Raw genomic sequence first — 24,925 nt, 5'->3', positions numbered from 1 at the left:
TCAGGTAATCGAAGAATTACCGCCAAGGCCATGAAATGGCCAGAGCCTTCCTTTAGAAGCGACAGCATGCTGACCCTGTTTCATCACCCCCTCTACGCTTCGTGCCGTTTTATCCGGCTTTCCTTCGGCGAATATGGCGAGGAACTCGCCCTGATCGAGGAACGGCCGTGGGCGCGGCGCGAGGAATTTCTGACGCTCAATCCCGCCGGCACCATTCCGGTGCTTCTGGCCGAGGGCGATCACCCGATCGTTGGCGCCACGGTCATCGCCGAGTACCTGGACGAGACGCGTGGCGCGCTCAAGCGCGAGAAGCGGCTGATGGCGGAAGATTCCGTCGACCGGGCGGAAATTCGTCGTCTGGTCGAGTGGTATCTCGTCAAGGCCGATGCCGATGTCACCCGGCATCTGGTGCGCGAACGCGCGCTCAAGCCGCAGATGGCTGGCTCGGAAGGCGGCGGGTCTCCGGACTCGGCAGCCATCCGCGCTGCACGCACCAATGTGCGGCAGCATATGAAATACACCAACTGGCTGGCCGGCACGCGCGACTGGATGGCCGGCAAACGTCTCTCCTATGCCGACCTTGCGGCAGGCGCCACAATCTCGGTGCTCGATTATCTGGGCGAGATTGAATGGAATGATTATCCTGCGGCGCGCGACTGGTATACCCGCATGAAGTCGCGCCCCTCCTTCCGCTCCATCCTGGCTGACCGCGTGCGTGGGCTCTCTCCCGTTTCCCATTACGCGGATCTGGATTTCTGATGCAACGCGCGCAGGCCGACAGGCTTCGCGCGTTCGTCGACAAGGAGGCGCGCGCACTGGGCTTCGATGCAGTGGCGGTAGTCTCGGCGGAGCACGCTCCATCGCGCGCGGCCGAACTTGGCCATTTCCTCAAGGAGGGCCGGCATGGCAGCATGCAATGGATGGAGGAAACGGCCGATCGCCGCGCCCACCCGCGCGATCTCTGGCCGGAAGCGCGCTCTGTCATCATGCTCGGCATGAATTACGGTCCGGACGACAACCCGCTTGAGATATTGAAAAGCCGCGACCGGGCGGCGATTTCGGTCTATGCGCGCAACCGAGACTATCACGACATCATCAAGGGACGGCTGAAACAGCTTGCCGGCAAACTCGCTGCCCGCACCGGCGAGGATGTGAAAGTTTTCGTCGACACCGCGCCGGTGATGGAAAAGCCGCTGGCCCGCGAGGCCGGCCTCGGCTGGCAGGGCAAGCACACAAATCTGGTAAGCCGTGAATTCGGCTCCTGGCTGTTTCTCGGTTCCGTCTTCACCACGGCGGAGTTGCCGCCGGATGCGCCGGAGCGCGACCATTGCGGCTCCTGCCGCGCCTGCCTGGACATCTGTCCGACGAAGGCCTTCCCCGCCCCCTATCAGATCGATGCGCGGCGCTGCATCTCCTATCTCACCATCGAAAACAAGGGGCCAATTCCCCGCCAGTTCCGCATTCCCATGGGTAACCGCATCTATGGCTGCGACGATTGCCTTGCCGTCTGCCCGTGGAACAAGTTCGCGCAGGATGCCGCCGAAGCGAAGCTGAAGGCACGTGACGAACTCAGGGCGCCGTCGCTTTCCGAGCTTCTGGAACTGGACGATGCCGGCTTTCGCGCATTGTTTTCCGGCTCACCGGTCAAGCGCATCGGTCGCGACCGTTTCATCCGAAATGTGCTGATTGCGGCGGGCAATTCCGGCGAAACCAGCCTGCTTGACCCGTGCAGGCGCCTCGCCGAAGATGCTTCGCCGCTCGTGCGTGGCGCGGCTGTCTGGGCGCTGTCCCGACTTCTGGACGACAAGGCCTTTCGGGCAATCGAAACCCGGCTGCGCCCGCAGGAAACGGACGCACAGGTGCAGACTGAATGGGACGGGCGATCATGACCAAGCGATTCTTCATCTTCGGAGCAGGCTATTCGGGCCGGGCCATCGCCCGCGAAGTCGCTCGCGAAGCCGCGACCGTGGCCGGCACCACACGCAGCGCTGAAAAAGTCGAGGAACTGAAACGCGCGGGCATCGTGCCCTACCTGTTTCAGGGCACCATTCCCGCCGAAGCGAAAGATGCGCTGGCCTCCACCACGCATCTCATCGTCAGCATTGCACCGGACGCGGAAGGCGATCCTGTACTGGCTGCCGGGCGCGATGTAATCACCCGGGCCATGCCGTCGCTCAGATGGATCGGCTATCTCTCCACGGTGGGAGTCTATGGCGACCATGGCGGAGCGTGGGTGGATGAAACCGCAGCCTGTGATCCGGTCTCAGATCGTTCGAAACAACGGCTTGTTGCAGAAGAAGAGTGGATGCGGCTTGGCGCGGCGCTCAATCTGCCCGCCGCCATTATCCGCCTGTCGGGTATTTACGGGCCGGGCCGCAATGCATTCTGCAGTCTTCACACGGGCAAGGCGCGACGCATCGTCAAGCCGGGCCAGGTGTTCAACCGCATCCATGTGGGCGACATCGCAGGGGCGACAGCGCATCTCGCCCGACGCTTTGAGACGGGTATTTTCAATGTGACGGACGACGCGCCTTCTCCCCCGCAGGATGTGGTGGCGCACGCCGCCGCTGTGGCAGGTCGCCAGCCGCCCACGGAGATCGCATTTGAAGACGCAGACCTCTCCCCCATGGGTCGGTCGTTTTACGGCGAATGCAAACGCGTTTCGAATGCACGACTCAAAGGCACGGGCTATCGAATGCGGCATCCGGAGTATCGCGCGGCACTCGAAACCATGTGGGCAGACGGAAGCTGGCGTGGAGAAGAATCGTAAACGAATGCGGTAAGCGGTTGGCAAGCATGATATGATTCGATCATCGCGCGGTGGGCTGACAACGAGGAAGCGATGCGATTCCAACGGACTTTGAAATTGGTGGCCCTGGCCATGCTTGGCCTTTCCACCACGATTGCCTCCGTTCAGGCTGAACCCCTCGCCAAGGAGCTTTTTGGGGCCAAGAAACTCCCCGCCGCTACGCGGCCTGCAGCCTATGGCTTTTACTCCAAGGGGTGTTTTTCCGGTGGCGTTGCCATCGCACCCGATGGCCCGCACTGGCAGGCCATGCGCCTCTCGCGCAACCGCCGCTGGGGGCATCCTGTCCTCATATCCCTGCTGGAGCGCCTGTCGAGAGAAGCCGCGCAGGATGGATGGCGCGGGCTTCTCGTCGGAGACATTTCGCAGCCGCGTGGCGGTCCCATGCTTTCCGGTCATGCGTCGCATCAGATCGGGCTGGATGCCGATATCTGGTTCACCCCGATGCCGGCCCAGCGCATGAGTGTGACGGATCGTGAGCGCATCAGCGCAGTCTCGATGCTGAAGAAAGATTCGCTTTACGTCGATGACAGAAAGTGGACTCCGGCCCACGAAGCCGTTTTGCGTCGCGCTGCAAATTACTCCGAAGTCGAGCGCATCCTCGTTCATCCGGGTATCAAGAAGAAGCTTTGCGATACCGTGCGCGGTGATCGCTCGTGGCTCAGCAAGATCAGGCCATTCTGGGGGCATCACTACCATTTTCATGTCCGCATCGGTTGCCCGGCTGGCTCTACCGGCTGCAAACCGCAAAGCCCGCCCCCTCGCAGCGAGGGGTGCGACGATTCACTCGCCTGGTGGTTCACAGATGAACCATGGAAGCCGGCAAAGGGTCCTGCCAAACCGAAGGCCCGCGACGTGATGACCATGGCGGCCCTGCCCACTGCGTGCCGCGCCGTGCTAGATGCGCCGAATCCTGCTTCGGAAGCAGCAGTGACCGTCGCCGGTCAGGGCGGGGTTCCACAGGCTGCGGGCGCTGATCTGCCCGCACTTGGCTACCAGCCCGCCAGCCCTGCCAATGTCCTTTCGGCGATGCCCCCGGCGCGGGTTCCCCGGCCGACCAATCGCCCCGGGTTTCAGTAGAGCCAATCGGCGCTGATGTGGCGGCCGCGCCGACATTTTTGCTGCCGGCGCGCTTGCGTTCCGGCTTTAACCGATTTAATTCCGCTTTAACCCCTGTCTTTGAAGCGGCAAATCGCCAGAGTCTGTCCCATGCATTTCAAGAATGAGAACGATACAGCCCTGCGATTTCCCGTCCTGATCGGCGACATCGGCGGCACCAATGCGCGCTTCGCCATTCTGGTGGACTCCAACGCCGAGCCGAAAACATTTCCGGTGGTGCAGACCGCAGACTTTGCGACCATCGACGAAGCCATTCAGAGCGCCATTCTTGATCGTACCTCGATTATTCCGCAATCGGCGGTGCTGGCGGTGGCTGGTCCGGTCGAGGGTGATGAGATCGACCTGACCAACTGCGACTGGGTCGTGCGCCCGCGCAAGATGATGGAGACGATGGGTTTTAGCGACATCATCGTCATCAATGATTTCGAAGCCCAGGCGCTGGCTGTCGTTGCGCTCGACGACGACAGTCTGGAAATGGTCTGTCCCGGGAGGTCGGAAGCCACGGGCAGTCGCGTGGTCCTTGGACCCGGCACAGGGCTTGGCATGGCCGGCCTGGTCCATGCGCAGCACACCTGGTTTCCGGTGCCGGGCGAAGGCGGGCACGTGGATCTGGGCCCGCGATCCGATCGTGACCTCGAAATCTTTCCGCATCTGGAGCGTATCGAGGGCCGCGTAGCGGCGGAGCAGATACTATGCGGGCGTGGCATGATGAATCTATACCGCGCAATTAATGCTGCCAACGGTAAGGAGCCGGTCCACGAAACGCCAGCGGAGATCAGCAGCGCCGGTCTCGAGGGGGCCGATCCGGTTGCCGTCGAAACCCTTGATCTCTTCGTCACCTATCTGGGGCGGCTTGCCGGCGATATGGCGCTCATCTTCATGGCGCGGGGCGGCGTTTATCTAAGTGGTGGCATTGCCCAGAAAATCGTTCCAACGCTCAAGAACGGTCATTTCCGGGCGGCCTTCGAGGATAAGGCGCCGCACGGAGCCCTGCTAAAAGACATCCCTGTCTATGTCATCACGCATCCGAAAGCCGCCCTTGTGGGCCTTGCCGCCTATGCCCGCACACCCGTTCGTTTCGGCATCGAAACCCAGGGGCGGCGCTGGAAGGCCGCATGAAAAGCGGCTTCTGGAACAGGATTCACCGTTGCATGAGTGCGGTCGAACGGGCATAGCCTGTTGCTGAAAAAGTGCGGCCGTCCAACGCCCGGTCGCCCGGCTGAACAGGAACGGATGTTTTGAAGCTTGGAAAGAACAAGGCGGATGTGGGAGACGTTCTTCCTGTCATTCGCCGCATCTTCGCCGAAAACGGCCGCGACTATATCGGCCATTATGCGATCGCGATTGCCTGCATGCTGGCCATCGCCGCGACCACCGCTTTCAGCGCGTGGATCATGCGGGACATCATTAACGAGGTGTTCTATAACCAGCGCTGGGAACTGGTCGGCTGGATCTGCGCCTCCATCGTCGTAGCCTTCGCTGTTCGCGGTTTCGCCACCTACGGCCAGTCGGTGATACTGGCCAAGATCGGCAACAACATCGTTGCCCGCTACCAGCAGCGCATGTTCGATCATCTTATGCGGCTTGGCATCGATTATTTCACCACCACGCGTTCCGGCCAGCTTGCAGCTCAGATCAGCCAGAACGTGACCGGCATCCGCGACCTGCTCAACATGACGGTCGCCTCCATAGCCCGCGATCTGGTCACGCTCATCGGTCTCGTGGCCGTCATGGTGATGCAGGATCCCCTGCTCTCGGTGATCGCTTTGGTCATCGGCCCGCCGCTCATCTATTCTGTCAATTACCTGATGCGCCGCCTGCGCCGCGTCACGCGTGAGGCCGTCGATGTGAACTCGCGCCTGCTGGGAGCCATGCAGGAATCGGTTCAGGGCATCGCCATCATCAAGGCCTTCACCATGGAGAAGCAGCTCTCGAACAAGATGTCAGGGCTGATTTCCTACGCCGAGGACCGCTCCAACAAGATTGCCCGCGTCTCCGAGCGGCTTGGCCCCATCACCGAGCTGCTGGCGGGCCTCGCGATCGCCGGCGTGATAGGCTACGCGGCTTGGCGCGCATCCGTCAGCGCGCAGCCGCCGGGGGGGGTTTTCTCCTTCATCACCGCTCTGCTCTTGGCCTATGATCCCGTGCGCAAGCTTGCGCGCGTCCAGGTCAATCTGGAACGCGCGCTGGTCAATGCGCGCATGATCTACGAGATTCTCGACACCGAGCCGCAGCAACGCGATGCGCCGGGGGCAGGCACGCTTTCGGTCAGTGAGGGCACGGTCACCTTCGATAAGGTCGCCTTTTCCTATGGTGACGATCTGCCCGTTCTGCACGGCGTCAGCTTTGTTGCAAAGGCGGGTGAAACCACGGCCATCGTGGGCCCGTCGGGTGCCGGCAAGTCCACGCTCTTTGCGCTTCTCCAGCGCTTCTACGATCTCGATGGCGGCAAGATCGAAATCGACGGGCAGGATATTTCTGGCGTCACCAAGAGCTCGCTGCGCAATGCCATCGCCTATGTGTCGCAACAGCCCTACCTGTTCGAGGGCACGATCCGCGACAACATCCGCTATGGCCGCCCGGACGCAACCGACGCGGAGGTGGAGGAGGCAGCACGGCTTGCCTTTGCCGACGAGTTCATCCGCCAGCAGGCAAAAGGTTATGAAACGCTTGTGGGCGAGAATGGCGCCAATCTTTCCGGGGGGCAACGCCAACGCATTTCCATCGCCCGGGCCATTGTGCGCGACGCACCGATCCTGCTCCTCGACGAGGCGACCTCTGCTCTCGATAACGAGTCGGAGGCACGTGTCCAGCAGGCGCTGGAAGGCATCATGGAATCCCGCACCACGCTGGTCATCGCGCACCGGCTATCCACCGTCGTCAATTCCGACCGCATCATCGTGCTTGAAGAAGGGCACCTGGTTGAGGAGGGCACACATGAAACCCTCCTTGCCAGGCCACATGGCATCTATGCGCGCTTCCATCGCATGCAGAGCCAGAAGGGCGAGAACCTGCTCGCCAACACGACAGCAGCAGAGCCGCAGGAGCAGAACACATGAGCGATATGGGGCTTGTCATCGTCGGCGCTGCCGGCCGTATGGGGCAGACGCTCATCCGCACCGTGCATACGATGGAGGGATTGCACGTCGCAGCCGCCGTGGAGCGCCCGGACTCGTCCTTCCTTGGCCGCGATGCGGGCGAGCTTGCCGGCATCGGCACGATCAATGTTGCGATCACCGACGACCCGCTGGCAGCCTTCGCGAAGGCCGATGGCGTGCTGGATTTCACCGCGCCGGACTCCAGCGTCGAGTTTGCCGGCTATGCCGCTCAGGCACAGATTGTCCACGTGATCGGCACCACGGGCTTTGCACCGGAACACGAAGCGAAGATCAAGGCTGCCGCACACCACGCCACCATCGTGAAATCAGGCAATATGAGCCTTGGGGTGAATCTGCTTGCGGTGCTGGTTGAAAAGGCCGCCCGCGCGCTGGAGGCGTCCGATTTCGACATTGAGGTGCTGGAGATGCACCACCGCCACAAGGTCGATGCCCCTTCTGGCACTGCGCTACTGCTCGGAGAGGCCGCTGCAAGAGGGCGTGAAATCGCGCTTGCGGAAAAGAGTGTGCGTGTGCGCGATGGGCAGACCGGCCCGCGCGAGGAAGGCACGATCGGTTTTGCCACGCTGCGCGGCGGCTCCGTTGTCGGCGAGCACTCGGTCATTCTGGCGGGCGCGGGCGAGCGCATCACCCTTTCGCACCAGGCCGAGGATCGTGGCATCTTCGCCCATGGAGCGGCAAAGGCCGCCCTTTGGGCGCATGGCCGCAAGCCCGGCCTCTATTCCATGCTCGACGTGCTCGGGCTCAACTGAACTTTCACCCACGAAGCAACAAGGAACGCACCATGTCCGGTACTCTCATTCTCGTTCGTCACGGTCAGAGCGAATGGAACCTGAAGAACCTGTTCACCGGCTGGCGCGATCCGGGCCTCACCGAGAAAGGCCATGAGGAAGCAAAGGATGCCGGCCGCCGGCTGAAGGCGCGCGGCTTCAGGCCCGATATCGCCTACACCTCGGTCCTCTCCCGCGCGCAGGTTACCAATGACCACATCCTGAAGGAGCTCGGGATGGAAGATCTGGAGACCATCCGCGACCAGGCGCTCAATGAGCGCGACTATGGCGATCTGTCGGGCCTCAACAAGGATGATGCGCGCGAAAAATGGGGTGAGGAGCAGGTGCATATCTGGCGCCGTTCCTACGACACACCACCCCCCGGCGGCGAAAGCCTGAAGGACACGGGCGCACGCGTGTGGCCCTATTTCCTGCATGAGATCCTGCCGCATGTGCTGCGCGGCGAGACGGTTCTGGTGGCCGCCCATGGCAATTCGCTGCGCGCCCTCGTGATGGCGCTCGACGGTCTTTCAGGCGAGGAGATCGTGAAGATGGAAATCGCCACCGGCGTTCCCATTGTCTACAGGCTCAACGCCGATTCGACCGTGGCGTCGAAAGAGGTTCTTGAAGATTGATCCGTCATGGCAGGGGCTCCGCAGCGCCCCTGCCCGCTTTTGCGGGAGGCCTCGGTATCGGCCCGTGTCATTTTCCTGACAAACAGCAAGAATCCGCGTTGACACGGACGGGCTTGCCCCTTACATCGGCATCGCACACCTGCCCAGGTGGCGGAATTGGTAGACGCGCACGGTTCAGGTCCGTGTGCCGCGAGGCGTGGAGGTTCGAGTCCTCTCCTGGGCACCATTCTTTCATATCAGAATGCGTATTTTCCGGCGCTGCGTGATCGTTTCCGCAGCGCATTTTATTTGGGTCGGGCCGGGCCTTCACGAAGCCGTGCGCAGCTGTACGGTCACCGTCTCCGGATCCGGCGCGCACACCTGGTTGCGGCCCCGCCCTTTCGCGGCATAAAGCTGTTCATCGGCGATCGCCATCAGAGTGGAGAAGTCGGCTGCCGTCTCCACGAACGAAACCCCGATGCTGACACTGAGACGGGCAGTCCCGCCTTGTATCGTCCGGACCTCGATCCGCTCGACACTTCGCCGCAGCCGTTCGGCCAGCGCTCTGCCGCGGGAGAGGGGCACCCCTTCCACAAACACCCCGAATTCCTCGCCGCCAATCCGCCCGGCAATGCCTTCCGCGCCAAACAAGTCCTGAATGACATCAGCGATTGCGGCAAGCGCACGGTCCCCGGTCAGATGGCCGTGCGTGTCATTGATCCCCTTGAAGTCGTCGGCGTCGATGACGAGCAAAACGCCGCCCGCGCCCCGCTGTCCTGCCTGATTCAGCTCCTTGATGAAGGTGCTGCGATTAAGAAGTCCGGTCATATCATCAATGCGCGCTGCCGCGGCAAGCCTGCGATAGACGCCGGCGAGTTCGCGGTGTGCAGCCTCCAGCTCCTGGTGCGCCAGAGCGATCCTGTGGTTCTGGTAGAATGTATAGGTGCTGGCCGGGAATGCGATCAGCAGCGGACACAGCGTACTCATGAAGGCAGCAAACCCGTTCATTGAGCTGCCGGTCAGGCGTATCGTCGTCCAGGAGATCGCCAGTGAAGCGATGATGGAAAGAAGCGTTGCGATCGCAGCCTTGAGCAAAACCGGTTTCATGGTTCGGCGGATATCAGCCGCCCGTTACCCCAACGTTAAGGGGACCGGTCGTGCCGCCCCGGGGCAACGCCCATTCATCGCCTCATTTGGCCGATAAAGCGCTTCCCGGGACAATCGGCTTCCGGTTTTCCATCCGGAATCCGTGAAAACCATCCTTTGGATCGCTTTACCCATTCCGTGAAACGCTGAAGGGGGCCGTTTGCTCCGCAACGAAATTCAGGACGATAATATGCACAAGCGACTTTCCCGCAGCGTGTTGATCACGCCGGCAGCCGCCCTGATCTTGGCCGTGGTGACCGCGCCGGCCTTTGCGCAGTGCGGTGGCGCCTCATGGTATGCCCTGACTTCAAAGACGGCCTCGGGCGAACGGATGAACCCGGCGGCGATGACTGCGGCGCATCGCACCCTGCCCTTCGGCACGAAACTGCGTGTGACCAACGAGAGAAATGGACGCAGCGTCGTTGTGCGGATCAACGATCGCGGGCCGTTTGTGCGTGGCCGGATACTTGATCTGTCGAAAGCTGCGGCTGCCAGGCTTGGCTTTATCCGGGCCGGCCACACAAGGGTCTGCCTGCAAAAGCGCTGAACCCTTCGCTCCGGGTTGATCAGATAATCTGCTTGTGCTGAGCCGGAAACCAGCTGTTCTGTCGAAGATAACCGAGTGTCTCGTCGGCGTTGCAGGGACGACCGAAGAGAAAGCCCTGCCCGCCTGAGCAGCCGAATTGCACCAGGCGGTCGGCCTGGGCCTCCGCCTCGATGCCTTCGGCCACCACGTCCATACCCAATCCCTCGCACATGGCGAGAATGGCACGGATGATGTGTTCGGACGGACGATCTTCCAGAATGGAAGAAACGAAGGCGCGGTCGATCTTCAGCTTGTCGAAGTGAAACTCGCGAAGCCGCCCGAGGCTCGACTGGCCGGTGCCGAAATCATCCAGCGAAACGCGGATGCCGACACGGCGCAGATCTTCCACGATGCGGCGGGCTGAAGCAGGGTCGTTCATCAGGCCGGTTTCGGTTATCTCGATCTCCAGACGACGCGGGTCGAAGCCCGTCCGTTCCAGGATGGAGAGGATCTGCAGGCCCGTATTGTGGTCCACGAGCTGTGATGGCGAGAGATTGAAGGACAAAAACAGGTCTTTCGGCCAATCGCGCGCGGCCTCGGTGGCCTTGCGAAGCACGAGCTGCGAAAGCTGGCCGATAATGCCGCGCTCTTCGGCAATGGGGATGAAAATGCCGGGGGAGACGGGGCCCAGATCACGGTCTGTCCATCGGGCCAGCGTCTCGAAGCCGACAGTGCGGCGCGTTTCAAGGTCGACAATCGGCTGGAAATGCGGCTCCACCTCTCCTGCGGCCACGGCGCGTCGCAGCGCCTGTTCGATATGGGTCACCCGCTTGGCGGCTTCCTCCATCTCGCGGGTGTAGACCACCACCGCCCCGCGCCCGGTGCGTTTTGCCTGATAGAGCGCGGTTTCGGCCTTGTTGAGCAGAACCTCGCTCGTTTCCTCTTCGGAGTAGTAGAGCGAACAACCGGCCGAAGCCGAGAGCCGCGCCGTGCGCTGACCCACATCATAGGGGGCGGAGAGAATCTCAATCAGAAGCCTTGTTTTCTCTCGGGCCGTCTCTTCGCTGAAGACGAGGGGAAACAGAAACGCGAATTCATCGGCGCCGATCCGCGTCACGGTGGAATTTCCATCCATCGCGGCCCGAAGCCGCATGGCTACCTGTTGCAGGATTTCATCGCCGGCAGCGCGACCGAAGAGGTCATTGATCGGTTTGAATCCGTCGAGGTCGAGAACACCGATGGCGAACGGGGCGGGATCGTCGGCGCGCTCTTCGATCAGTCGATCAATCTTGTCGAAGAACCGGCGCATGTTTCCAAGGCCCGTCAACGCATCGGTGAAGGCAAAATCGGACTGGTCCGCCGTTATCGTCCGTTCAGGTGCGGGCGCCGGCTGCATCGAAACTCCGTTGCTTTGGCGATTTTTTGATCACATGGGCCGAACCATGGACCTAAATTGTTTAGGAATCGTATCCAATACTCTGACAATACGCACGTGGTTTCTGCCAGTTCGGGCGCGACTTTGCATCTGGGCCGCTGCCCTGTCTTGACACATGCGTGCCTGCGCCGTCATCTGCTGGCGTTGGTGGATGGAGTTTGACGTCGAAAGCTGTTTGCACTCACCTTGAGATTGAATGTCAAATACATAAATTCCATCCGGGTCACGTCCCAGGAAACATAAAGCTGCCAGTGGCATCGTGTTTCCAATATTTGCTCTGGCGGCTCGGGCGGCCAGGATGCGAATGTTGAATGCGAACTGCCTGAGTCCCTCCGGAGTTTATTCCATGCCCCTCAAAATCGCGGTCCAGATGGACCATATTTCTACCGTTTCGATTGCCGGCGACACGAGCTTTGCGCTTGCGCTGGAAGCACAGGCGAGGGGCCATGCGCTCTGGCACTACACGCCGGACAGGCTGTCCATGGTCGACGGCAGGGTCATCGCCTGGGCGGAAACTCTGGAAGTGCGCGATATCAAGGGCGATCATTTCACGCTTGGCGAGCCAAAGCGGCTTGATCTTTCCGGGATGGACGTTGTTCTCCTGCGTCAGGATCCGCCCTTCGACATGAATTATATCACCACCACCCATATCCTCGACCGTATTCATCCCAGCACACTGGTCGTCAACGATCCGTCCTGGGTGCGCAACAGTCCCGAAAAGATCTTTGTCACCGAGTTCGCGGATCTGATGCCCGAAACGCTCATCACGCGGGACACGCGAGAGGTCGATGATTTTCGCAGGAAGCACGGCGACATCATCGTCAAGCCGCTTTATGGCAATGGTGGCGCTGGCATCTTTCATCTCAGGGAGGGTGACCGAAATCTCGCCTCGCTGTTGGAAATGTTCATGGGGGCGTTTCGCGAGCCCTTCATCGTGCAGCGTTATCTCAAAGAGGTGAGGGGTGGTGACAAGCGGATCATTCTCATCGAGGGCGAACCTGTTGGCGCCATCAACCGGGTTCCCGCCGAGCATGACTCCCGTTCAAATATGCATGTGGGTGGACGCGCCGAGCATGCGGAACTGACAGATCGTGAACGCGAAATTTGCGCGCGTATCGGGCCGTCCCTGCGTGAACGTGGCTTCACCCTCGTCGGTATTGATGTCATCGGCGACTGGCTGACGGAAATCAACGTGACGTCGCCGACGGGCATACGCGAAGTGAAGCGTTTCGGCGGCGCCGACATTGCTGCGCTGTTTTGGGACGCGGTCGAGGCACGCCGGGCCGGCGAATGACAGCCGGATGACGAATGGATTGTTCCGCGGGTACAACCATTCGCAACCGGAAAACAGCCATGGCGTTTCCTTGTTCCTGAAATGTTCTTGATCTGGGTGCCGCAAGCTGCTTCAATGTGGTTGTGAGGCGATCAAATTTCTTGTCCTGGGTGTATCCCGGGGCTGAGCATGTGGTCGCCCGGTGGCATTTTCGAGCGTCTTGCGTGTGTTTTTTGCCCGCAAAGCGCTCCGGGGACTTGGGGGAAACGCATGGTTTCGCATGTCTGCACGGTGGCCTTTCAGGGGGTGGAGGCCGTTCCTGTCGACGTGCAGGTCATGATCGCGCCCGGCAAGATGGGGATGCAGATTGTCGGGCTTGCCGACAAGGCGGTGGCGGAAAGCCGGGAGCGGGTGCAGGCAGCACTTCATGCATCCGGCTTGTCGATGCCTCCCAGGAAGGTGACGATCAATCTCGCGCCCGCCGACTTGCCGAAGGAAGGAAGTCATTATGATCTCCCCATCGCTCTCGGTTTGATGGCGGCGCTTGGCGCTGTCCCGTCGGACGCACTGTCGGGTTATGTCGTCCTCGGTGAGTTGTCGCTCGACGGCACAATTGCTGCGGTCAATGGTGTTTTGCCGGCGGCCATTGGCGCAAACGCCATGGAGCGCGGATTGATCTGTCCTCATGCCTGTGGGGCCGAGGCTGCCTGGGCGGGCGCGGACATCGACATTCTCGCGCCGCGCAGCCTGATTGCGCTTGCAAATCACTTCCGTGGCACCCAGGTCATGAGCCGGCCTGAACCGGCACTCTATCCCGCGCCGGTCTCGATGCCTGACCTTGCCGATATCCGTGGGCAGGAAGCGGCCAAGCGGACGCTCGAGGTGGCGGCCGCTGGCGGGCACAATCTCCTGATGATCGGGCCTCCCGGGGCAGGCAAGTCCATGCTGGCGCAGCGCTTGCCTTCCATTCTGCCTCCGCTCTCGCCGCGCGAGCTTCTGGAGGTTTCGATGATCGCCTCCATCGCCGGGGAACTGGCGGATGGAAAACTGTCCGACCGGCGTCCCTTCCGCGCACCCCATCATTCAGCCTCGATGGCTGCGATCGTGGGCGGCGGGCTGAAGGCGCGGCCGGGGGAAGCTTCGCTGTCTCATCACGGCGTCCTGTTTCTCGATGAATTGCCGGAGTTTTCACCGCAGGTACTTGATTCCCTGCGTCAGCCTCTGGAGACGGCCGAATGCGTGATCGCCCGTGCCAATCACCGGGTCAGCTACCCGGCGCGCATCCAGCTTGTCGCTGCCATGAACCCGTGTCGCTGCGGCATGGCGGGGGAGCCCGGCCATCGTTGCCGGCGCGGGCCGCGCTGCGTGGCAGATTATCAGGCGCGCATTTCAGGTCCGCTGCTCGACCGCATCGATCTTCGCATCGATGTTCCGGCGGTTTCTGCCGGGGATCTCATCGGCGGGGGCGGGCGGGCCGAAACGAGCGCCACGGTGGCCGATCGTGTCGCCTTTGCCCGGCAAAAGCAGCAGGCACGCTATACGGCGCATGGCCTGCCGGCGTGGACCACGAATGCATCCTGTTCCGCGGCACTCATCGAAGACGTCGTTTCTCTCGATGCCGATTGCACGGCCCTGATCCGTCAGGCGAGCGAGAAACTTGGCTTCTCTGCCCGCGCCTATCATCGCGTGCTCAAGGTTGCGCGCACGCTGGCGGATCTCGACGGTGCCGATGCTGTTGCGAGACCCCATATCGCCGAAGCGATTTCCTATCGCATGGCCGGGCAGGCAAGGGCGGAGATTGCCTGAATCTGTCGCGCGGGGTTCGAGGTTGCTGAAGCCTGAAAAGCACCGCATAGTTGCGCCGGTGGCTGGAGCATCTTGCGGTCAGATGGGATCATCTGGCGTCCGCATGGATGGGAAAGAGTGCAGAAATTGAACGTCCTTCAAGTGCCCGAAAGGGTGCATGGCGCTCCACGGAGAGGATGAAATGGTCGAGACCGGAACCCTGTTGACCTACGTACTCGTTGTCCTGGGACTGTTTCTGATCCCCGGTCCTGCAGTGCTGATGACACTTGCCCGTGCCGCCAGCGGCGGTCGGCGGATCGGCATTGCTACAGGGCTCGGCATCGCGGCGGGCGATCTCGTTCACACGATCATGGCGACAGTCGGCCTGTCCGCGATCCTCATGACCTCGGCGCTGGCCTTCACCATCGTCAAATATGTCGGTGTCGCGTATCTGATCTACCTTGGCATCAGTGCTTTTCTGGAGAAGACGGATCGGTTTAATCTGCCCGTCGTGCGGCCGCTGACGGCGCCACGGGCCTTTCGGCAGGCACTGCTTGCCGAGGTGCTCAACCCGAAGACGGCTTTGTTCTTCCTTGCCTTTCTGCCGCAGTTCGTTCAGCCGGGAGGCTCGGCCGTCCTCCAGCTCGCGACGCTGGGATTTGTCTTTGTCGTGATGAGCGCGGCCTTCACCTCGCTGATTGCGATCGGCGCCGGCTCGGTCGGTGCGTGGCTGCGGCGCAACCCTGCGGTCGCACGCTGGCAGGGGCGCGTCGTCGGCACCATCTATCTGGCTCTCGGGGCACGTCTTGCCCTGCAGGAAAGATGATGGCTCTGACGAGGAATAAAGCTGGCTAATTAATGCACCGCGCCAGGGCGTCAGGGTTGGATCATGAAACGGTGAACTGTTCCAGAGCATCGACCCGAAAAGTGGAAACCGGTTTTCGGTTTATTTCGATGCTCCATCAATAGTTTAGATCGTCCTTTGTGCGTCTGGATGGACGCACGGCGATCTTAAGCATCGGCCTGAAAAGTGGAATCCGGTTATCGGGTTGTTCCGATGCTCCAGCAGGGGTTTAGATCGTCCTTTGTGCGTCCGGGTGTACGCACGGCGATCTAGGGAACCCAGCCGGGCAGGGCGGAAGCCTGCCGCACCCATGAGACGAACTGTTTCTCGTCGAGCACTTCATCCTCATGAAGGTGAAAATAGCGCGTGTTGGCGTCTTTGGATGCCACGGGGGGCAGCGGTTCAAGCGCGGCGCCGTGAAAGAATGCCATTTTGATATAGCGCGTGTAGCAGTGCAGCCCGAGAAACCAGCCCTGGCCCTCGATCCCGTAGAGCGGTGAGTTCCACTTCACCGCCTTGCGAACCTCTGGAAGCTCGCGCACGATCAACCGGTCGATCACGCAACCGGCCTCACGCTTCCAGCCTGGCATCGCCGCGATGTAGGCCTGAACGGGTGCATCCCCATCGCCCTTGGGTATCTGCGGGTTTCCGCCGGAGAGGAGGCGTGGCGATTCCGCCTTGCCCTGTACTTTCCCGGAAGGCTTCGCAGGCATTTGCATGCCTCCTGATATTGTCTATGCGTCGGCTTCCCCATGCGCGCGGTGGCGCGTCACATAGGGAAGCGCAAAAAGATAAAGTCCGGTGATCAGCAGCAGGATGAGCGGGCCACCCGCCAGAAAGTAAACCCAGACGGGGGGTTCCTGGCCGCGCATTGCCGCGATGGTGTTGATGATCACGCCAACCGTGAAGGCGATCGAAATCCAGCGATGCGCCTGTCGAAGCCAGAGGTTCCACTTCATCCGGTACGCTCCTGTTTCTGTGTCGATGCGTTCAGTCGGGCGGCGGCGCGAAGGAGCGCTTTCAGCGCGTCCTCGTCGATGGCCTCACCTTCATGGAAATCGATGGCGCGCCGTGTGTTGCCCTCAAGACTGGCGTTGAAAAGACCGGAAGGGTCTTCAAGCGAAGCACCCTTGGCAAAGGTCATTTTCACAGCCTTCTTGTAGGTCTCGCCGGTGCAGAGCATTCCGTCGTGGTACCAGACGGGCACGCCGCGCCATTTCCACTCCTCGATCACGTCGGGAAGCGCCTGTTTGATGATGCCGCGAAGCCTTGAAAGCATCGCGCCCCGCCAGTCGCCCAGTTCCGCGATCCTGGCGTCGATCAGCTCGGGCGGTGATTTTCCGGTATCGGTTGTGGTCATGTATCGTCCTCGTGCATTCCGGGTTTGCATTCGTTCGGCTTTGCGCAGCCGCCTCAGTCGAGCCTCTCGACCACCCGTTCGAGCGCCGAGATGAAGCGCGGCCATCCGACGCTTGCGCCCTGATAATAGGGCTTCTGGTTCGGCTGAAACCCTTCCTGCTCCATGCGCAGGAGCGTCCCATTCTTTGTGCGAGTGAGAGTCCAGCTGACGGTGCTGCGCAGGTCCTTTGTGTCCCAGGCGTAGGAAAGCGCCCTGTGCGGCTCCACCGTCTTTACCACGCAGTCCACTCCGCCCCAGTCGGCGGTCAGGCTGAACCGATGACCCTCACGCGCTTCGAAGTCGTTCTTCATCAGCCATTCCGCGATCAAATGCGGCTGCGTGAGCGCGCGCCAGATCTTTTCCGGGGGGTGCGGAATCTCACGCTCAACCACCACGGAGCGCGTCTGGGTTGCGGCACTTGTCATTGATCCATCCTGTTGAGCAGATCTTCCAGATCGTCGAACCGGCTCTGCCAGAAACCGCTCATCTCCTTGGTCCAGTCCACGAGCGGGGCCAGCGCTTCGATGCGCGCACTGTAGCGGGTCTGTCGGCCTTCCTGCCTGTCTTGCACCAGCCCGGCGCGCTTCAGCACGCCAAGGTGCTTGGAAACCGCTGGCTGCGACACACCGGCGCCGGCCGTCAGCACTCCGACCGTCAGGTCGCCATCGCGGCAGAGACGCTCGAAAATCGCGCGGCGCGTCGGGTCAGCCAGTGTGCGAAAGAGGATATCGCGAGTTTGTTGCATTTCAATTCATAACTGAATGGCTATGAATTTGATCAATAACCATCCAGTTATGAGTTGTCAAGACTGGAAGAGGCGGGCATATCGGCCATCTTGCGCTTTGCCCGGATGCTTGTGTGTGCGGGTCTAACGCGCGCCGGCGGCCTCAAGTATCTCGACGATCTCTGTATAGCGGCTGCGTTTTGCGTGCTGCAGCGCGGTTACGCCCGCGCGGTCGGCGATGTCGGTGCTGGCCCCGGCGTCAACCAGCAGTCCGACGATGGCCACATGATCTGGCCCCCCGTCGCCGAGGATCACGGCTTCGAGCAACGCCGTCCAGCCAAGTCTGTTTACATGATCCAGATCCACACCCGCCGCGATCAGCGTTCGCCCGGTCTCTACATGGCCACGCTCGGCAGCGGGGATCAGTGCAGTGCCACCGAACCGGTTGGTGCTTTCCAGATTGGCTCCGTTTTCGAGAGTAAGGCGAAGAATCTCCAGATAGCCCCGTGCGCCCGCCAGAAGATAAGGACTGTCCTCGATACTGTCGCGGGCGTTGACGTCTGCCCCTGCTTCTATGAGCAGGCGTGCCGCTTTTGTCTGGTTCGCCTGGACGGCTGCCATCAGCGCAGTCCTTTGCTGCGCGTCGCGCTCTTCCAGCGCCGCCCCGGCTTGCAGCGCGCGTTGCAGCGCCGGGAGGTCGCCGCTTTCGGCCGCGGTGATGAGAGACGTTTGCGCGAAAGCGCCGCTGTGAGGGGCGGCTGCGATCAGAAGCGCCACCACAACGCACAAAGCCCGACCGCCGGACAAAGGCAACAATCCATACATCCAGAGTTCCCTTTCGCGAAAGTCTGGAGAATATAAAAGATCAACTGTGACAAAGATTGGAGCAGCGCTGCTCCGCTTATTCGCTGACCGCGCCGACAACCGGGTTGTTGCCCTCGCGCAGGCTTACCCAGCGGCCCGTGTGATTGCTGGCTTGCCGTTTCAGGTAGCGATAACTGGTAGCATTCCACAACTTCACGCTGTCACTCAAATTGTCCAGCACGAAGTCACCCCGGTCCGTTCGGACGGTAAGGACAGCATGGCCCTCGCCATTGGGCTTGCGGACAACGGTGATCAACAGGTTCGTGAGCGATAACCCCGCGCGCTTCAGTTCACGGCGCTTTTCGAGCACATAATCCTCGCAGTCACCGACCCCGGTCGAGGGATAGGTCCAGACCTCTTCCGCGCCATAAATGTCGATATCGTTCATCGGCTGAACGGCGCGGTTCACCGCCGCGTTGATATCGCTGATGGTTTTCCAGAGCGTCTTCGTCATGTGCTCCGGTCCCCGATCCCGCAAACGGATGGAGCATTCAACAGGATTGGCCTTGCAGAATTCGTAGTGTCCGATCGGCTGGGACGTGAAGCCACCGGTTTCCATTGCGTTCATTGCTCCAGCCGGTGCCGTCATGGCGCCCGCCAGAATCAGGCCCGCAAAAAACCCGTTGCGGATTACCCCCCGCAAAGCAGCCATCATGCCGCTCCCCGCTTGTTTCTATCGTTAATGAAACGTTAAGAAACGTGAGGGGGCAATGTCAATTGCTGCACGGGCAATCTTACCAGCTATGGTTACCGGCGGCGGATGGCAGGGTCGGTTTCAACCGGGCTGTTGCCGAAATACACGGTAGGTTGGGGTTGCTGCTGCGGAGGGTTCTTCGAGATGGCAGGAAATTTCCGAAACCGCCCCGTTTTCCGGAATTTCAGGGCTGTTTAGCCCGAATTTGTCGTTTCTGAACCTTTTTCCGGGAAACGCCGGAGGGTGTTTTTGCCGTGGTTTTCAGTCCGCCGGCAGGATGGCTGCGCATGAAATCAAGAATGCGTGGCGCGATCTCGGAGCGGAAGCGCGAACCGTTGAAAACGCCATAATGGCCAACCGCCGGCTGCATGTAGTGATAGCGCATGTCTTCGGAGAGGTTGATGCATAGATCATGCGCAGCCTTCGTCTGCCCGACACCGGAGATATCGTCGTTCTCACCTTCCACGGTCAGGAGCGCCACGCGGCGGATTGCGCCGGGGTCCACCAATTCGCCGCGATGCCGCATCTGCCCGCGTGGCAGGTCGTGGCGAATGAAAACGGTTTCCACCGTCTGCAGGTAAAACTCGGCGGTCAGGTCCATCACCGCAAGATACTCGTCATAGAAGTCGCGATGCTTCTCGGCGGAATCACCGTCGTTTTTCACCAGGTGCATGAAAAAGTCCTTATGCGCCGTGATGTGGCGATCAAGGTTCATGCTCATGAAGCCGGAAAGCTGCAGAAAACCCGGATAGACGTGTCGCATGAAGCCGGGATTGGGCCACGGCACCGGCATGATCACGTTGTCGCGGAACCAGGAGATGTCCTTCTGCTCGGCCAGTTCATTGACCGCCGTCGGGTTCTTGCGTGTGTCGATCGGCCCCCCCATCAGTGTCATGCTGGCGGGCACATTCTTCTCGCCGCGTGCTTCCATCAAAGCGATGGCTGCGAGCACGGGAACAGAAGGCTGACAAACCGCCATCACATGCGTGTCTGGGCCCAGATGGTCGAAAATGTCGATCAGGTAATCGATGTAGTCATCGAGATCGAACGGCCCATCGGAAACCGGCACCATGCGCGCGTCCGCCCAGTCCGTGATGTAGACATCCGCGTAGGGCAGCATCGTTTCCACTGTGCCGCGGAGCAGCGTGGCATAGTGGCCCGACATTGGCGCCACCATCAGGATCTTCGGGCCTGGATGCGCTCCCCTGGGTAGATCACGCTTGAACCTTATGACATCGCAGAAAGGCTGCGACCACACGGTCTGTTCGCGCACATCCACTCTCACGCCGTTGACGTTCGTTTCCTTGAGGCCGAACTCGGGCTTCGTGTAGCGGCGTGTGCTGCGCTCGAATACTTCTGCTGCGGCAGCGACGGTTCGTCCAAAATAGGTCTTGGCCACCGGGTTCAAAGGATTGCTGTAAAAGAGCCGAACCGCATCGGCATAGGCCCGCGCCGGTTGAAGCGCGGCGTGGTTGAATTCATAGAGCTGATAATACATCGCTAGGTTTCCTGACAGGACCTTCGCTATGGCCGGATCGCCGCGTGAAATGGATAAAAAATGGCGTGGCCTTGATCATTTGCTTTCCGGTTAGAGTAAACGACTTTTGCTGCGTTGCAATAGAAGGGCGATTTCCGGCTAAAGTGCCGGAGCCAGAATGCGCTAGTTGGTTGAAATCAAAATACTAATTTTGTCACTGCGTCATGCGTCCCTGTTGCGGCGCAGCATCAAAAGGCGATCGTCTGCCGCAACTCCCGCAGGAATTTCAGTGAAGAATCGCTCTTTCAGTCCCTCGGGCGCGGTATCGAGAGACTGTTCCACAAAGCCGTGGTGCGCATAGAAAGGGGCGTTGAAAGGCACAACTCGAAAGGTACTGAGCGATACGCCATCCAGCTCACGAGAAACGCTTTCGGCAATCACTGCCTCAAGCAACGCACCTCCAAGCCCCCGCCGTCCGTGCTCCGGTGCCACGGAAAGCTCGTTCAGATGAAGAAAAGACCCGATCTGACCGAAAATAGCGAACCCTACGGCGCCATCGGTCTCATGTGCCGCGACAAGGGTGCCGTTCTGCAGGGCGATTGTGTCAAAGGCGTCCTTCGCCATGGCCGGGGTGGACGCCAGGCTGGCATATCCATACGCCGCAAAGAGCCGAGCCGCACGCGCTTCCACCTCTGGAAGAAGTGCGGCATCGGCACTGCGATAGGGCCGAATTGCATATTTGGCGGGAAGATCGGGCGTGGTTCTGTCTCCTCCGCGCAGCCTATTCCGCGCCTTCGACGAGGATCATGTCCGCATCAGCCACAGAAGTGCGGATTGCCTTAGCGGCCTGATATTCAGGCGAATTGTAGCAATCATGTGCGGCCTGCAGAGAAGGAAATTCGATCACCACATTGCGCCCGCGCCCGGTGCCCTCCAGCCCTTCCCACGCGCCACCGCGCGCGAGGAAGCGCGCCCCGAATTTCTCGAAGGCAGGCCTGGCTGTGGCGACGTAATCCTTGTAGCGCTCGGGGTCGCGCACATCCACATGAGCGATCCAGTATCCCTTGGGCATGGGTTTCTCCTCCGTTGATCAGCTTTGGTCCCACTCTGTCAGGCCGAGGCCATCTCGTCGAGAATGCTCTCGGCTGCTGCCTTGGGATCCTGCGCTGCCACGATCGGGCGGGCCACCACCAGGTGTGAGCTTCCCGCACGGATTGCGTCGGCTGGAGTCATTACGCGCTTCTGGTCGCCATGGTCGCTGCCGGCGGGGCGGATGCCGGGCGTGACCAGTGCCATACCGGGGCCGGCCACATCACGCATTTCGCTGACTTCGGTCGGTGCACAGACAATACCGCCCATTCCCGCCTCGCGCGCCTGCTCCACACGCTTCTTCACCAGATCACGTGCCGTCAGCGCATAGCCGGCTTCGCTTAGATCTGCATCGTCCATGGATGTCAGCACCGTCACGCCGAGCAGGGTAAGCCCTGATCCATCAGCCGCCTTTACCGCCGCGCGCATGGCCTTCGGATAGGCATGGATCGTCAGCATCGTCATGCCCATTCGTGCGATGTTCTCGACGCCCTTGGCGACCGTGTTGTCGATATCGAGCAGTTTCATGTCGAGGAAGATTTTCTTGCCAGAGCCTGCCAGTTCCCGTGCAAAGCTCAACCCGCCGGCGAATGCGAGCTGATGGCCGATCTTGTAGAACGACACGGTATCGCCAAGCGCGGCGACCACCTTGTCGGCTTCGGTCAGGGTCGGCACGTCCAGGCCTACGATCAGGCGGTCCCGCATTGCGTCGCTCATAGTGTCAGGCTCCCACTCTTGTCGATGTCAATTTCGCGCGTTCGATCAGGTTGCTGCACACGGCTTCCATCATTCCGCGCGTTCGGTCATCCCTGAAGTTGCCATTCTCGTCGAAGGCATCCTGCGCACGGGCGACCGAGCACTGCTGGGTGATGATGTCAGCCTTGCAGTTCATCAGCACCGCGCGCAGGTGATAGAGCCCGCGAATGCCGGCGAAGTTTCCATCCGAAGAAGAGCAAAGGCCAACCGGTTTTCCAGTCCAGGGGCGCAGCGGTTTGCCACCGTCCTTCGAGATTCGGCTTATCCAGTCGACTGTATTCTTGAGCAGAGGGGGGATGGAGGCGTTGTATTCGGGGCTGGCAATCAGGACGCCATCATGGGCGGCGATCAGCCGGCCGAGCCGGTAGGCATTGTCAGGAATGCCTTTTTCCTTCTCCAGGTCCTGGTCCATGATGGGCAGCGGATAATCCGCCAGCGAGATGCGTGTCACCTCGGCGCCCTGCTGCGCCAGTTCCTTCATGGCGGCGTCGGCAGTTTTGCCGCTAAAGGCGCCGGTACGGATTGAGCCCGCGAACACCAGAATCTTTGGGGTCATTGGTCACAGCTCCCTTTTGAGAGAGCCGTATAGCCAATGTGATCGAGGATTGATAGGTGCTGACTTTAATGCCTGCCGCGACGGTATACCCAGAGCTGTGTCGGTGGAATGTTCCGCAGCACGAAATCAAAATGCTCGACCGTATAGTTGCCCTGTCCGGGTGGGATCGGCGATTTCGGTCCGTAGGTAAGCTGGATCACGGGACGCCCTTCGGGAATGCGATCCAAAAGGGAATCGAGATAGGCGATGCGCGCTTCAACAGGGAAGTTGAGCAGCGGCACGCCGGAGATGACACTATCAAAGACCCGCGGGGCCTCGTCGCCCAGAGCCTGCGTCAACGTCTGTTCGAGGTTGAAAGCATCGCCCTGGATGACGTGCACTCCAGGGTAGGCTTCGCGCAGGTGCTTGACGAAATCCGGTGAGTATTCGACCGCGTAGAGTTGGTCGGGTTTTACCCCATGTGCCAGGATGGCCTTGGTGATGACGCCTGTGCCGGGCCCCACTTCGAGAACCGGGAGACCGGAACCGGTGTTGATGACAGACGCCATACGTCGCGCTGTCACGCCACTCGTTGGAATGATGGAGCCGACGGCCTTGGGCTGCTCGATCCAGCCGCGAAAAAAACGCAGCTCTTCTCCAAAGCGATCCGCGATGGCCTTGCGCATATCCAAGCCCTTGCTCATCTTTCCGGCGTCCTCCTTTATGTTCCCGAACTCCGTGCAGCCTCCGCGTATGCGTGACCGCAAAGGAGTAACCGGGCAACCGACCCGGTGGTTCCTCTTAGCACGCTTTGGCTACTCACCGAAGGATTCGAAGAAGTCTTTCATCCGTGAAAAGAAACCGGCCGATTGAGGGCTGTTTTCTTTGGAAGATATGTTCTCGAACTCCTCCAGAAGTTCCCGCTGCTTCCTGGTCAGGTTTTGCGGCGTTTCTACGGCCACCTGAATGTAAAGATCGCCAACCTTGGGCTGGCGGAGAATAGGCATGCCCTTTCCGCCGAGGCGGAACTGCCGCCCATTCTGCGTGCCTTCAGGCACTTTCACGCGGGTCTGTGTCCCATCGAGCGTGGTGACCTCGAACGCGCCGCCAAGCGCAGCCGTGGTCATTGAGATTGGCACCTTGCAGTAGAGGTCTGCACCGTCGCGCTGGAAGAACTCATGCGGTTTGACGGAAAGAAAAATGTAGAGGTCGCCCGCGGGGCCACCTCGCAAGCCTGCTTCGCCTTCACCCGCGAGGCGGATGCGCGTGCCATCCTCGATGCCCGCGGGTATGTTGACGGAAAGCGACCGCTCTTCGGCGACGCGCCCCTGCCCGGAACATTTGGGGCAGGGATCGGAGATGGTCTCTCCGCGCCCCTGACATGTCGGGCAGGTTCGCTCGATCGAAAAGAAGCCCTGTGCGGCGCGCACCCGTCCGGAACCATGGCACATCTGACACTGCGTCGGCGAGGTGCCCGGCTTGGCCCCGGTGCCGGCACAGTCGTCGCAGGCGACCGCCGTCGGAACCCGAATCTGTCCGGTCTTGCCGGTAAAGGCTTCCTCGAGGGTTATTTCCATATTGAAGCGCAAATCCGCGCCATGTTGGCGACCACCGCGGCGGCGTCCGCCGCCGCCCATCATGTCGCCGAAAATGTCCTCGAAAATATCGGCGAATCCACCGCCACCGCCAAAGCCGCCGCGCGCGCCCATGCCGCCATTCTCAAACGCGGCGTGGCCGAACTGGTCGTAGGCTGCACGTTTCTGAGGATCGCGCAGCGTCTCGTAGGCTTCGTTGACTTCCTTGAACTTCTGCTCGGCCTCTTCGTCGCCCGGATTGCGGTCAGGGTGATACCGCATGGCGAGCTTGCGAAAAGCGCTCTTAAGTTCCTTCTCGTCGGCGTTTCTCGACACGCTGAGCGTCTCGTAAAAATCTGCCTTCATGAATGAGAGTCCC

General features: G+C 60.8%; 28 protein-coding genes and 1 tRNA gene. 13 read left to right on the top strand and 16 right to left on the bottom strand.

All coding sequences use genetic code 11. From position 1 onward, the window contains the following. The first annotated feature begins 66 nt into the window (after positions 1-66). From P2W41_RS01375 to P2W41_RS01335, 9 genes are all read left to right on the top strand, one after another. Complete coding sequence (locus P2W41_RS01375; protein ID WP_292898287.1) at positions 67-759, top strand: glutathione S-transferase family protein; 693 nt, start codon at positions 67-69, stop codon at positions 757-759. Continuing rightward, the gene (gene queG, locus P2W41_RS01370) at positions 759-1,889 is read left to right on the top strand and encodes a tRNA epoxyqueuosine(34) reductase QueG (RefSeq protein ID WP_404934094.1); all 1,131 of its coding nucleotides are present in this window, start codon (positions 759-761) and stop codon (positions 1,887-1,889) included. Before P2W41_RS01375 ends, queG begins: the two co-directional genes overlap by 1 nt. Then, complete coding sequence (locus P2W41_RS01365; RefSeq protein WP_404934093.1) at positions 1,886-2,770, top strand: SDR family oxidoreductase; 885 nt, start codon at positions 1,886-1,888, stop codon at positions 2,768-2,770. Before queG ends, P2W41_RS01365 begins: the two co-directional genes overlap by 4 nt. Before the next feature lie 42 nt (positions 2,771-2,812). Next, positions 2,813-3,886 (top strand): penicillin-insensitive murein endopeptidase, encoded by a 1,074-nt coding sequence (mepA, locus tag P2W41_RS01360; RefSeq protein WP_404934902.1) that lies wholly within the window; start codon positions 2,813-2,815, stop codon positions 3,884-3,886. A 129-nt stretch (positions 3,887-4,015) separates the two neighbouring features. After that, entirely contained in the window at positions 4,016-5,044 is a 1,029-nt protein-coding gene (locus P2W41_RS01355) for a glucokinase (protein ID WP_292898291.1), read from the top strand. A 119-nt stretch (positions 5,045-5,163) separates the two neighbouring features. Then, a complete protein-coding gene (locus tag P2W41_RS01350; protein ID WP_292898292.1) occupies positions 5,164-6,984 on the top strand; it encodes an ABC transporter ATP-binding protein in 1,821 nt (606 codons plus the stop codon). Next, positions 6,981-7,793, top strand: coding sequence for a 4-hydroxy-tetrahydrodipicolinate reductase (gene dapB, locus P2W41_RS01345; RefSeq protein ID WP_404934092.1), 813 nt, complete (start codon positions 6,981-6,983; stop codon positions 7,791-7,793). The genes P2W41_RS01350 and dapB overlap by 4 nt, the downstream gene beginning before the upstream one ends. Positions 7,794-7,825: 32 nt before the next feature. Then, positions 7,826-8,446, top strand: a complete 621-nt coding sequence (locus P2W41_RS01340; RefSeq protein WP_292898294.1) for a 2,3-bisphosphoglycerate-dependent phosphoglycerate mutase — start codon at positions 7,826-7,828, stop codon at positions 8,444-8,446. Between the two features lie 141 nt (positions 8,447-8,587). Then, positions 8,588-8,672 (top strand) — tRNA-Leu (locus P2W41_RS01335). A gap of 80 nt (positions 8,673-8,752) precedes the next feature. Here P2W41_RS01335 and P2W41_RS01330 read toward each other — a convergent pair. Beyond that, positions 8,753-9,532: a GGDEF domain-containing protein gene (locus P2W41_RS01330; RefSeq protein ID WP_404934091.1), complete on the bottom strand. Its 780-nt coding sequence runs from the start codon at positions 9,530-9,532 to the stop codon at positions 8,753-8,755. A gap of 229 nt (positions 9,533-9,761) precedes the next feature. On the opposite strand from P2W41_RS01330, the gene P2W41_RS01325 reads away from it, so the two are divergent. Continuing rightward, positions 9,762-10,118, top strand: coding sequence for a septal ring lytic transglycosylase RlpA family protein (locus tag P2W41_RS01325; protein ID WP_292898296.1), 357 nt, complete (start codon positions 9,762-9,764; stop codon positions 10,116-10,118). Positions 10,119-10,137: 19 nt separating this feature from the next. Here the strand turns inward: P2W41_RS01325 and P2W41_RS01320 are convergent, their stop codons facing one another. Continuing rightward, positions 10,138-11,493, bottom strand: coding sequence for a bifunctional diguanylate cyclase/phosphodiesterase (locus P2W41_RS01320; protein ID WP_292898297.1), 1,356 nt, complete (start codon positions 11,491-11,493; stop codon positions 10,138-10,140). 385 nt (positions 11,494-11,878) lie between these two features. Here P2W41_RS01320 and gshB point away from each other — a divergent pair, with 385 nt between their 5' ends. The 3 genes from gshB to P2W41_RS01305 all read left to right on the top strand — a co-directional run bounded on the left by gshB (position 11,879) and on the right by P2W41_RS01305 (position 15,416). After that, positions 11,879-12,826: a glutathione synthase gene (gene gshB / locus P2W41_RS01315; protein WP_404934090.1), complete on the top strand. Its 948-nt coding sequence runs from the start codon at positions 11,879-11,881 to the stop codon at positions 12,824-12,826. A gap of 249 nt (positions 12,827-13,075) precedes the next feature. Continuing rightward, the gene (locus P2W41_RS01310) at positions 13,076-14,611 is read left to right on the top strand and encodes a YifB family Mg chelatase-like AAA ATPase (RefSeq protein WP_404934089.1); all 1,536 of its coding nucleotides are present in this window, start codon (positions 13,076-13,078) and stop codon (positions 14,609-14,611) included. A 181-nt stretch (positions 14,612-14,792) separates the two neighbouring features. Continuing rightward, positions 14,793-15,416: a LysE family translocator gene (locus P2W41_RS01305; RefSeq protein WP_404934901.1), complete on the top strand. Its 624-nt coding sequence runs from the start codon at positions 14,793-14,795 to the stop codon at positions 15,414-15,416. A 287-nt stretch (positions 15,417-15,703) separates the two neighbouring features. Here P2W41_RS01305 and P2W41_RS01300 read toward each other — a convergent pair whose 3' ends face one another. The 14 genes from P2W41_RS01300 to dnaJ all read right to left on the bottom strand — a co-directional run bounded on the left by P2W41_RS01300 (position 15,704) and on the right by dnaJ (position 24,912). Then, positions 15,704-16,147 carry a DUF1801 domain-containing protein gene (locus P2W41_RS01300; RefSeq protein WP_404934088.1) on the bottom strand — a complete coding sequence of 148 codons (444 nt, stop codon included), beginning with the start codon at positions 16,145-16,147 and terminating at the stop codon, positions 15,704-15,706. Between the two features lie 21 nt (positions 16,148-16,168). Beyond that, positions 16,169-16,393 (bottom strand): hypothetical protein, encoded by a 225-nt coding sequence (locus P2W41_RS01295; protein ID WP_404934087.1) that lies wholly within the window; start codon positions 16,391-16,393, stop codon positions 16,169-16,171. Next, positions 16,390-16,794 carry a DUF1801 domain-containing protein gene (locus P2W41_RS01290; protein ID WP_404934086.1) on the bottom strand — a complete coding sequence of 135 codons (405 nt, stop codon included), beginning with the start codon at positions 16,792-16,794 and terminating at the stop codon, positions 16,390-16,392. Before P2W41_RS01290 ends, P2W41_RS01295 begins: the two co-directional genes overlap by 4 nt. A gap of 53 nt (positions 16,795-16,847) precedes the next feature. Further along, entirely contained in the window at positions 16,848-17,258 is a 411-nt protein-coding gene (locus P2W41_RS01285) for an SRPBCC domain-containing protein (protein ID WP_292898303.1), read from the bottom strand. Further along, on the bottom strand, positions 17,255-17,578 hold the full coding sequence (locus P2W41_RS01280) for a helix-turn-helix transcriptional regulator (RefSeq protein WP_292898304.1): 324 nt from the start codon (positions 17,576-17,578) through the stop codon (positions 17,255-17,257). Before P2W41_RS01280 ends, P2W41_RS01285 begins: the two co-directional genes overlap by 4 nt. A 123-nt stretch (positions 17,579-17,701) precedes the next feature. Further along, the gene (locus P2W41_RS01275; RefSeq protein WP_404934085.1) at positions 17,702-18,382 is read right to left on the bottom strand and encodes an ankyrin repeat domain-containing protein; all 681 of its coding nucleotides are present in this window, start codon (positions 18,380-18,382) and stop codon (positions 17,702-17,704) included. A gap of 76 nt (positions 18,383-18,458) precedes the next feature. Continuing rightward, a complete protein-coding gene (locus P2W41_RS01270) occupies positions 18,459-19,073 on the bottom strand; it encodes a transglutaminase-like cysteine peptidase (RefSeq protein WP_404934084.1) in 615 nt (204 codons plus the stop codon). Positions 19,074-19,299: 226 nt separating this feature from the next. Continuing rightward, the gene (locus P2W41_RS01265; RefSeq protein WP_404934083.1) at positions 19,300-20,613 is read right to left on the bottom strand and encodes a polyhydroxyalkanoate depolymerase; all 1,314 of its coding nucleotides are present in this window, start codon (positions 20,611-20,613) and stop codon (positions 19,300-19,302) included. Between the two features lie 201 nt (positions 20,614-20,814). Continuing rightward, the gene (locus tag P2W41_RS01260; RefSeq protein ID WP_404934082.1) at positions 20,815-21,216 is read right to left on the bottom strand and encodes a GNAT family N-acetyltransferase; all 402 of its coding nucleotides are present in this window, start codon (positions 21,214-21,216) and stop codon (positions 20,815-20,817) included. A 157-nt stretch (positions 21,217-21,373) separates the two neighbouring features. Continuing rightward, a complete protein-coding gene (locus P2W41_RS01255) occupies positions 21,374-21,664 on the bottom strand; it encodes a DUF1330 domain-containing protein (RefSeq protein WP_404934081.1) in 291 nt (96 codons plus the stop codon). A 38-nt stretch (positions 21,665-21,702) separates the two neighbouring features. Then, positions 21,703-22,386 carry an orotidine-5'-phosphate decarboxylase gene (pyrF, locus tag P2W41_RS01250; RefSeq protein WP_404934900.1) on the bottom strand — a complete coding sequence of 228 codons (684 nt, stop codon included), beginning with the start codon at positions 22,384-22,386 and terminating at the stop codon, positions 21,703-21,705. Positions 22,387-22,402: 16 nt separating this feature from the next. Further along, positions 22,403-22,993, bottom strand: coding sequence for an NADPH-dependent FMN reductase (locus P2W41_RS01245; protein ID WP_292898311.1), 591 nt, complete (start codon positions 22,991-22,993; stop codon positions 22,403-22,405). Positions 22,994-23,058: 65 nt separating this feature from the next. Beyond that, positions 23,059-23,676 (bottom strand): phospholipid N-methyltransferase PmtA, encoded by a 618-nt coding sequence (pmtA, locus tag P2W41_RS01240; protein ID WP_292898312.1) that lies wholly within the window; start codon positions 23,674-23,676, stop codon positions 23,059-23,061. A 111-nt stretch (positions 23,677-23,787) separates the two neighbouring features. Continuing rightward, positions 23,788-24,912, bottom strand: a complete 1,125-nt coding sequence (dnaJ, locus tag P2W41_RS01235) for a molecular chaperone DnaJ (RefSeq protein ID WP_292898313.1) — start codon at positions 24,910-24,912, stop codon at positions 23,788-23,790. Positions 24,913-24,925: the final 13 nt, after the last annotated feature.

The organism is Nitratireductor sp. L15S-10 (genome assembly GCF_045011005.1).
Taxonomy (GTDB): domain Bacteria; phylum Pseudomonadota; class Alphaproteobacteria; order Rhizobiales; family Rhizobiaceae; genus Nitratireductor.
The sequence above is the reverse complement of the archived record's forward strand: the minus strand, read 5'-3'. Positions and strand labels throughout refer to the sequence as shown.

Coding starts and splice junctions, on each gene's coding strand:
- P2W41_RS01375 (WP_292898287.1), top strand. CDS start 67: ATGCTGACCCTGTTTCATCACCCCCTCTACGCTTCGTGCCGTTTTATC.
- queG (WP_404934094.1), top strand. CDS start 759: ATGCAACGCGCGCAGGCCGACAGGCTTCGCGCGTTCGTCGACAAGGAG.
- P2W41_RS01365 (WP_404934093.1), top strand. CDS start 1,886: ATGACCAAGCGATTCTTCATCTTCGGAGCAGGCTATTCGGGCCGGGCC.
- P2W41_RS01355 (WP_292898291.1), top strand. CDS start 4,016: ATGCATTTCAAGAATGAGAACGATACAGCCCTGCGATTTCCCGTCCTG.
- dapB (WP_404934092.1), top strand. CDS start 6,981: ATGAGCGATATGGGGCTTGTCATCGTCGGCGCTGCCGGCCGTATGGGG.
- P2W41_RS01340 (WP_292898294.1), top strand. CDS start 7,826: ATGTCCGGTACTCTCATTCTCGTTCGTCACGGTCAGAGCGAATGGAAC.
- P2W41_RS01330 (WP_404934091.1), bottom strand. CDS start 9,532: ATGAAACCGGTTTTGCTCAAGGCTGCGATCGCAACGCTTCTTTCCATC.
- P2W41_RS01325 (WP_292898296.1), top strand. CDS start 9,762: ATGCACAAGCGACTTTCCCGCAGCGTGTTGATCACGCCGGCAGCCGCC.
- P2W41_RS01320 (WP_292898297.1), bottom strand. CDS start 11,493: ATGCAGCCGGCGCCCGCACCTGAACGGACGATAACGGCGGACCAGTCC.
- gshB (WP_404934090.1), top strand. CDS start 11,879: ATGCCCCTCAAAATCGCGGTCCAGATGGACCATATTTCTACCGTTTCG.
- P2W41_RS01310 (WP_404934089.1), top strand. CDS start 13,076: ATGGTTTCGCATGTCTGCACGGTGGCCTTTCAGGGGGTGGAGGCCGTT.
- P2W41_RS01305 (WP_404934901.1), top strand. CDS start 14,793: ATGGTCGAGACCGGAACCCTGTTGACCTACGTACTCGTTGTCCTGGGA.
- P2W41_RS01300 (WP_404934088.1), bottom strand. CDS start 16,147: ATGCCTGCGAAGCCTTCCGGGAAAGTACAGGGCAAGGCGGAATCGCCA.
- P2W41_RS01295 (WP_404934087.1), bottom strand. CDS start 16,393: ATGAAGTGGAACCTCTGGCTTCGACAGGCGCATCGCTGGATTTCGATC.
- P2W41_RS01290 (WP_404934086.1), bottom strand. CDS start 16,794: ATGACCACAACCGATACCGGAAAATCACCGCCCGAGCTGATCGACGCC.
- P2W41_RS01285 (WP_292898303.1), bottom strand. CDS start 17,258: ATGACAAGTGCCGCAACCCAGACGCGCTCCGTGGTGGTTGAGCGTGAG.
- P2W41_RS01280 (WP_292898304.1), bottom strand. CDS start 17,578: ATGCAACAAACTCGCGATATCCTCTTTCGCACACTGGCTGACCCGACG.
- P2W41_RS01275 (WP_404934085.1), bottom strand. CDS start 18,382: ATGTATGGATTGTTGCCTTTGTCCGGCGGTCGGGCTTTGTGCGTTGTG.
- P2W41_RS01270 (WP_404934084.1), bottom strand. CDS start 19,073: ATGGCTGCTTTGCGGGGGGTAATCCGCAACGGGTTTTTTGCGGGCCTG.
- P2W41_RS01265 (WP_404934083.1), bottom strand. CDS start 20,613: ATGTATTATCAGCTCTATGAATTCAACCACGCCGCGCTTCAACCGGCG.
- P2W41_RS01260 (WP_404934082.1), bottom strand. CDS start 21,216: ATGGCGAAGGACGCCTTTGACACAATCGCCCTGCAGAACGGCACCCTT.
- P2W41_RS01255 (WP_404934081.1), bottom strand. CDS start 21,664: ATGCCCAAGGGATACTGGATCGCTCATGTGGATGTGCGCGACCCCGAG.
- pyrF (WP_404934900.1), bottom strand. CDS start 22,386: ATGCGGGACCGCCTGATCGTAGGCCTGGACGTGCCGACCCTGACCGAA.
- P2W41_RS01245 (WP_292898311.1), bottom strand. CDS start 22,993: ATGACCCCAAAGATTCTGGTGTTCGCGGGCTCAATCCGTACCGGCGCC.
- pmtA (WP_292898312.1), bottom strand. CDS start 23,676: ATGAGCAAGGGCTTGGATATGCGCAAGGCCATCGCGGATCGCTTTGGA.
- dnaJ (WP_292898313.1), bottom strand. CDS start 24,912: ATGAAGGCAGATTTTTACGAGACGCTCAGCGTGTCGAGAAACGCCGAC.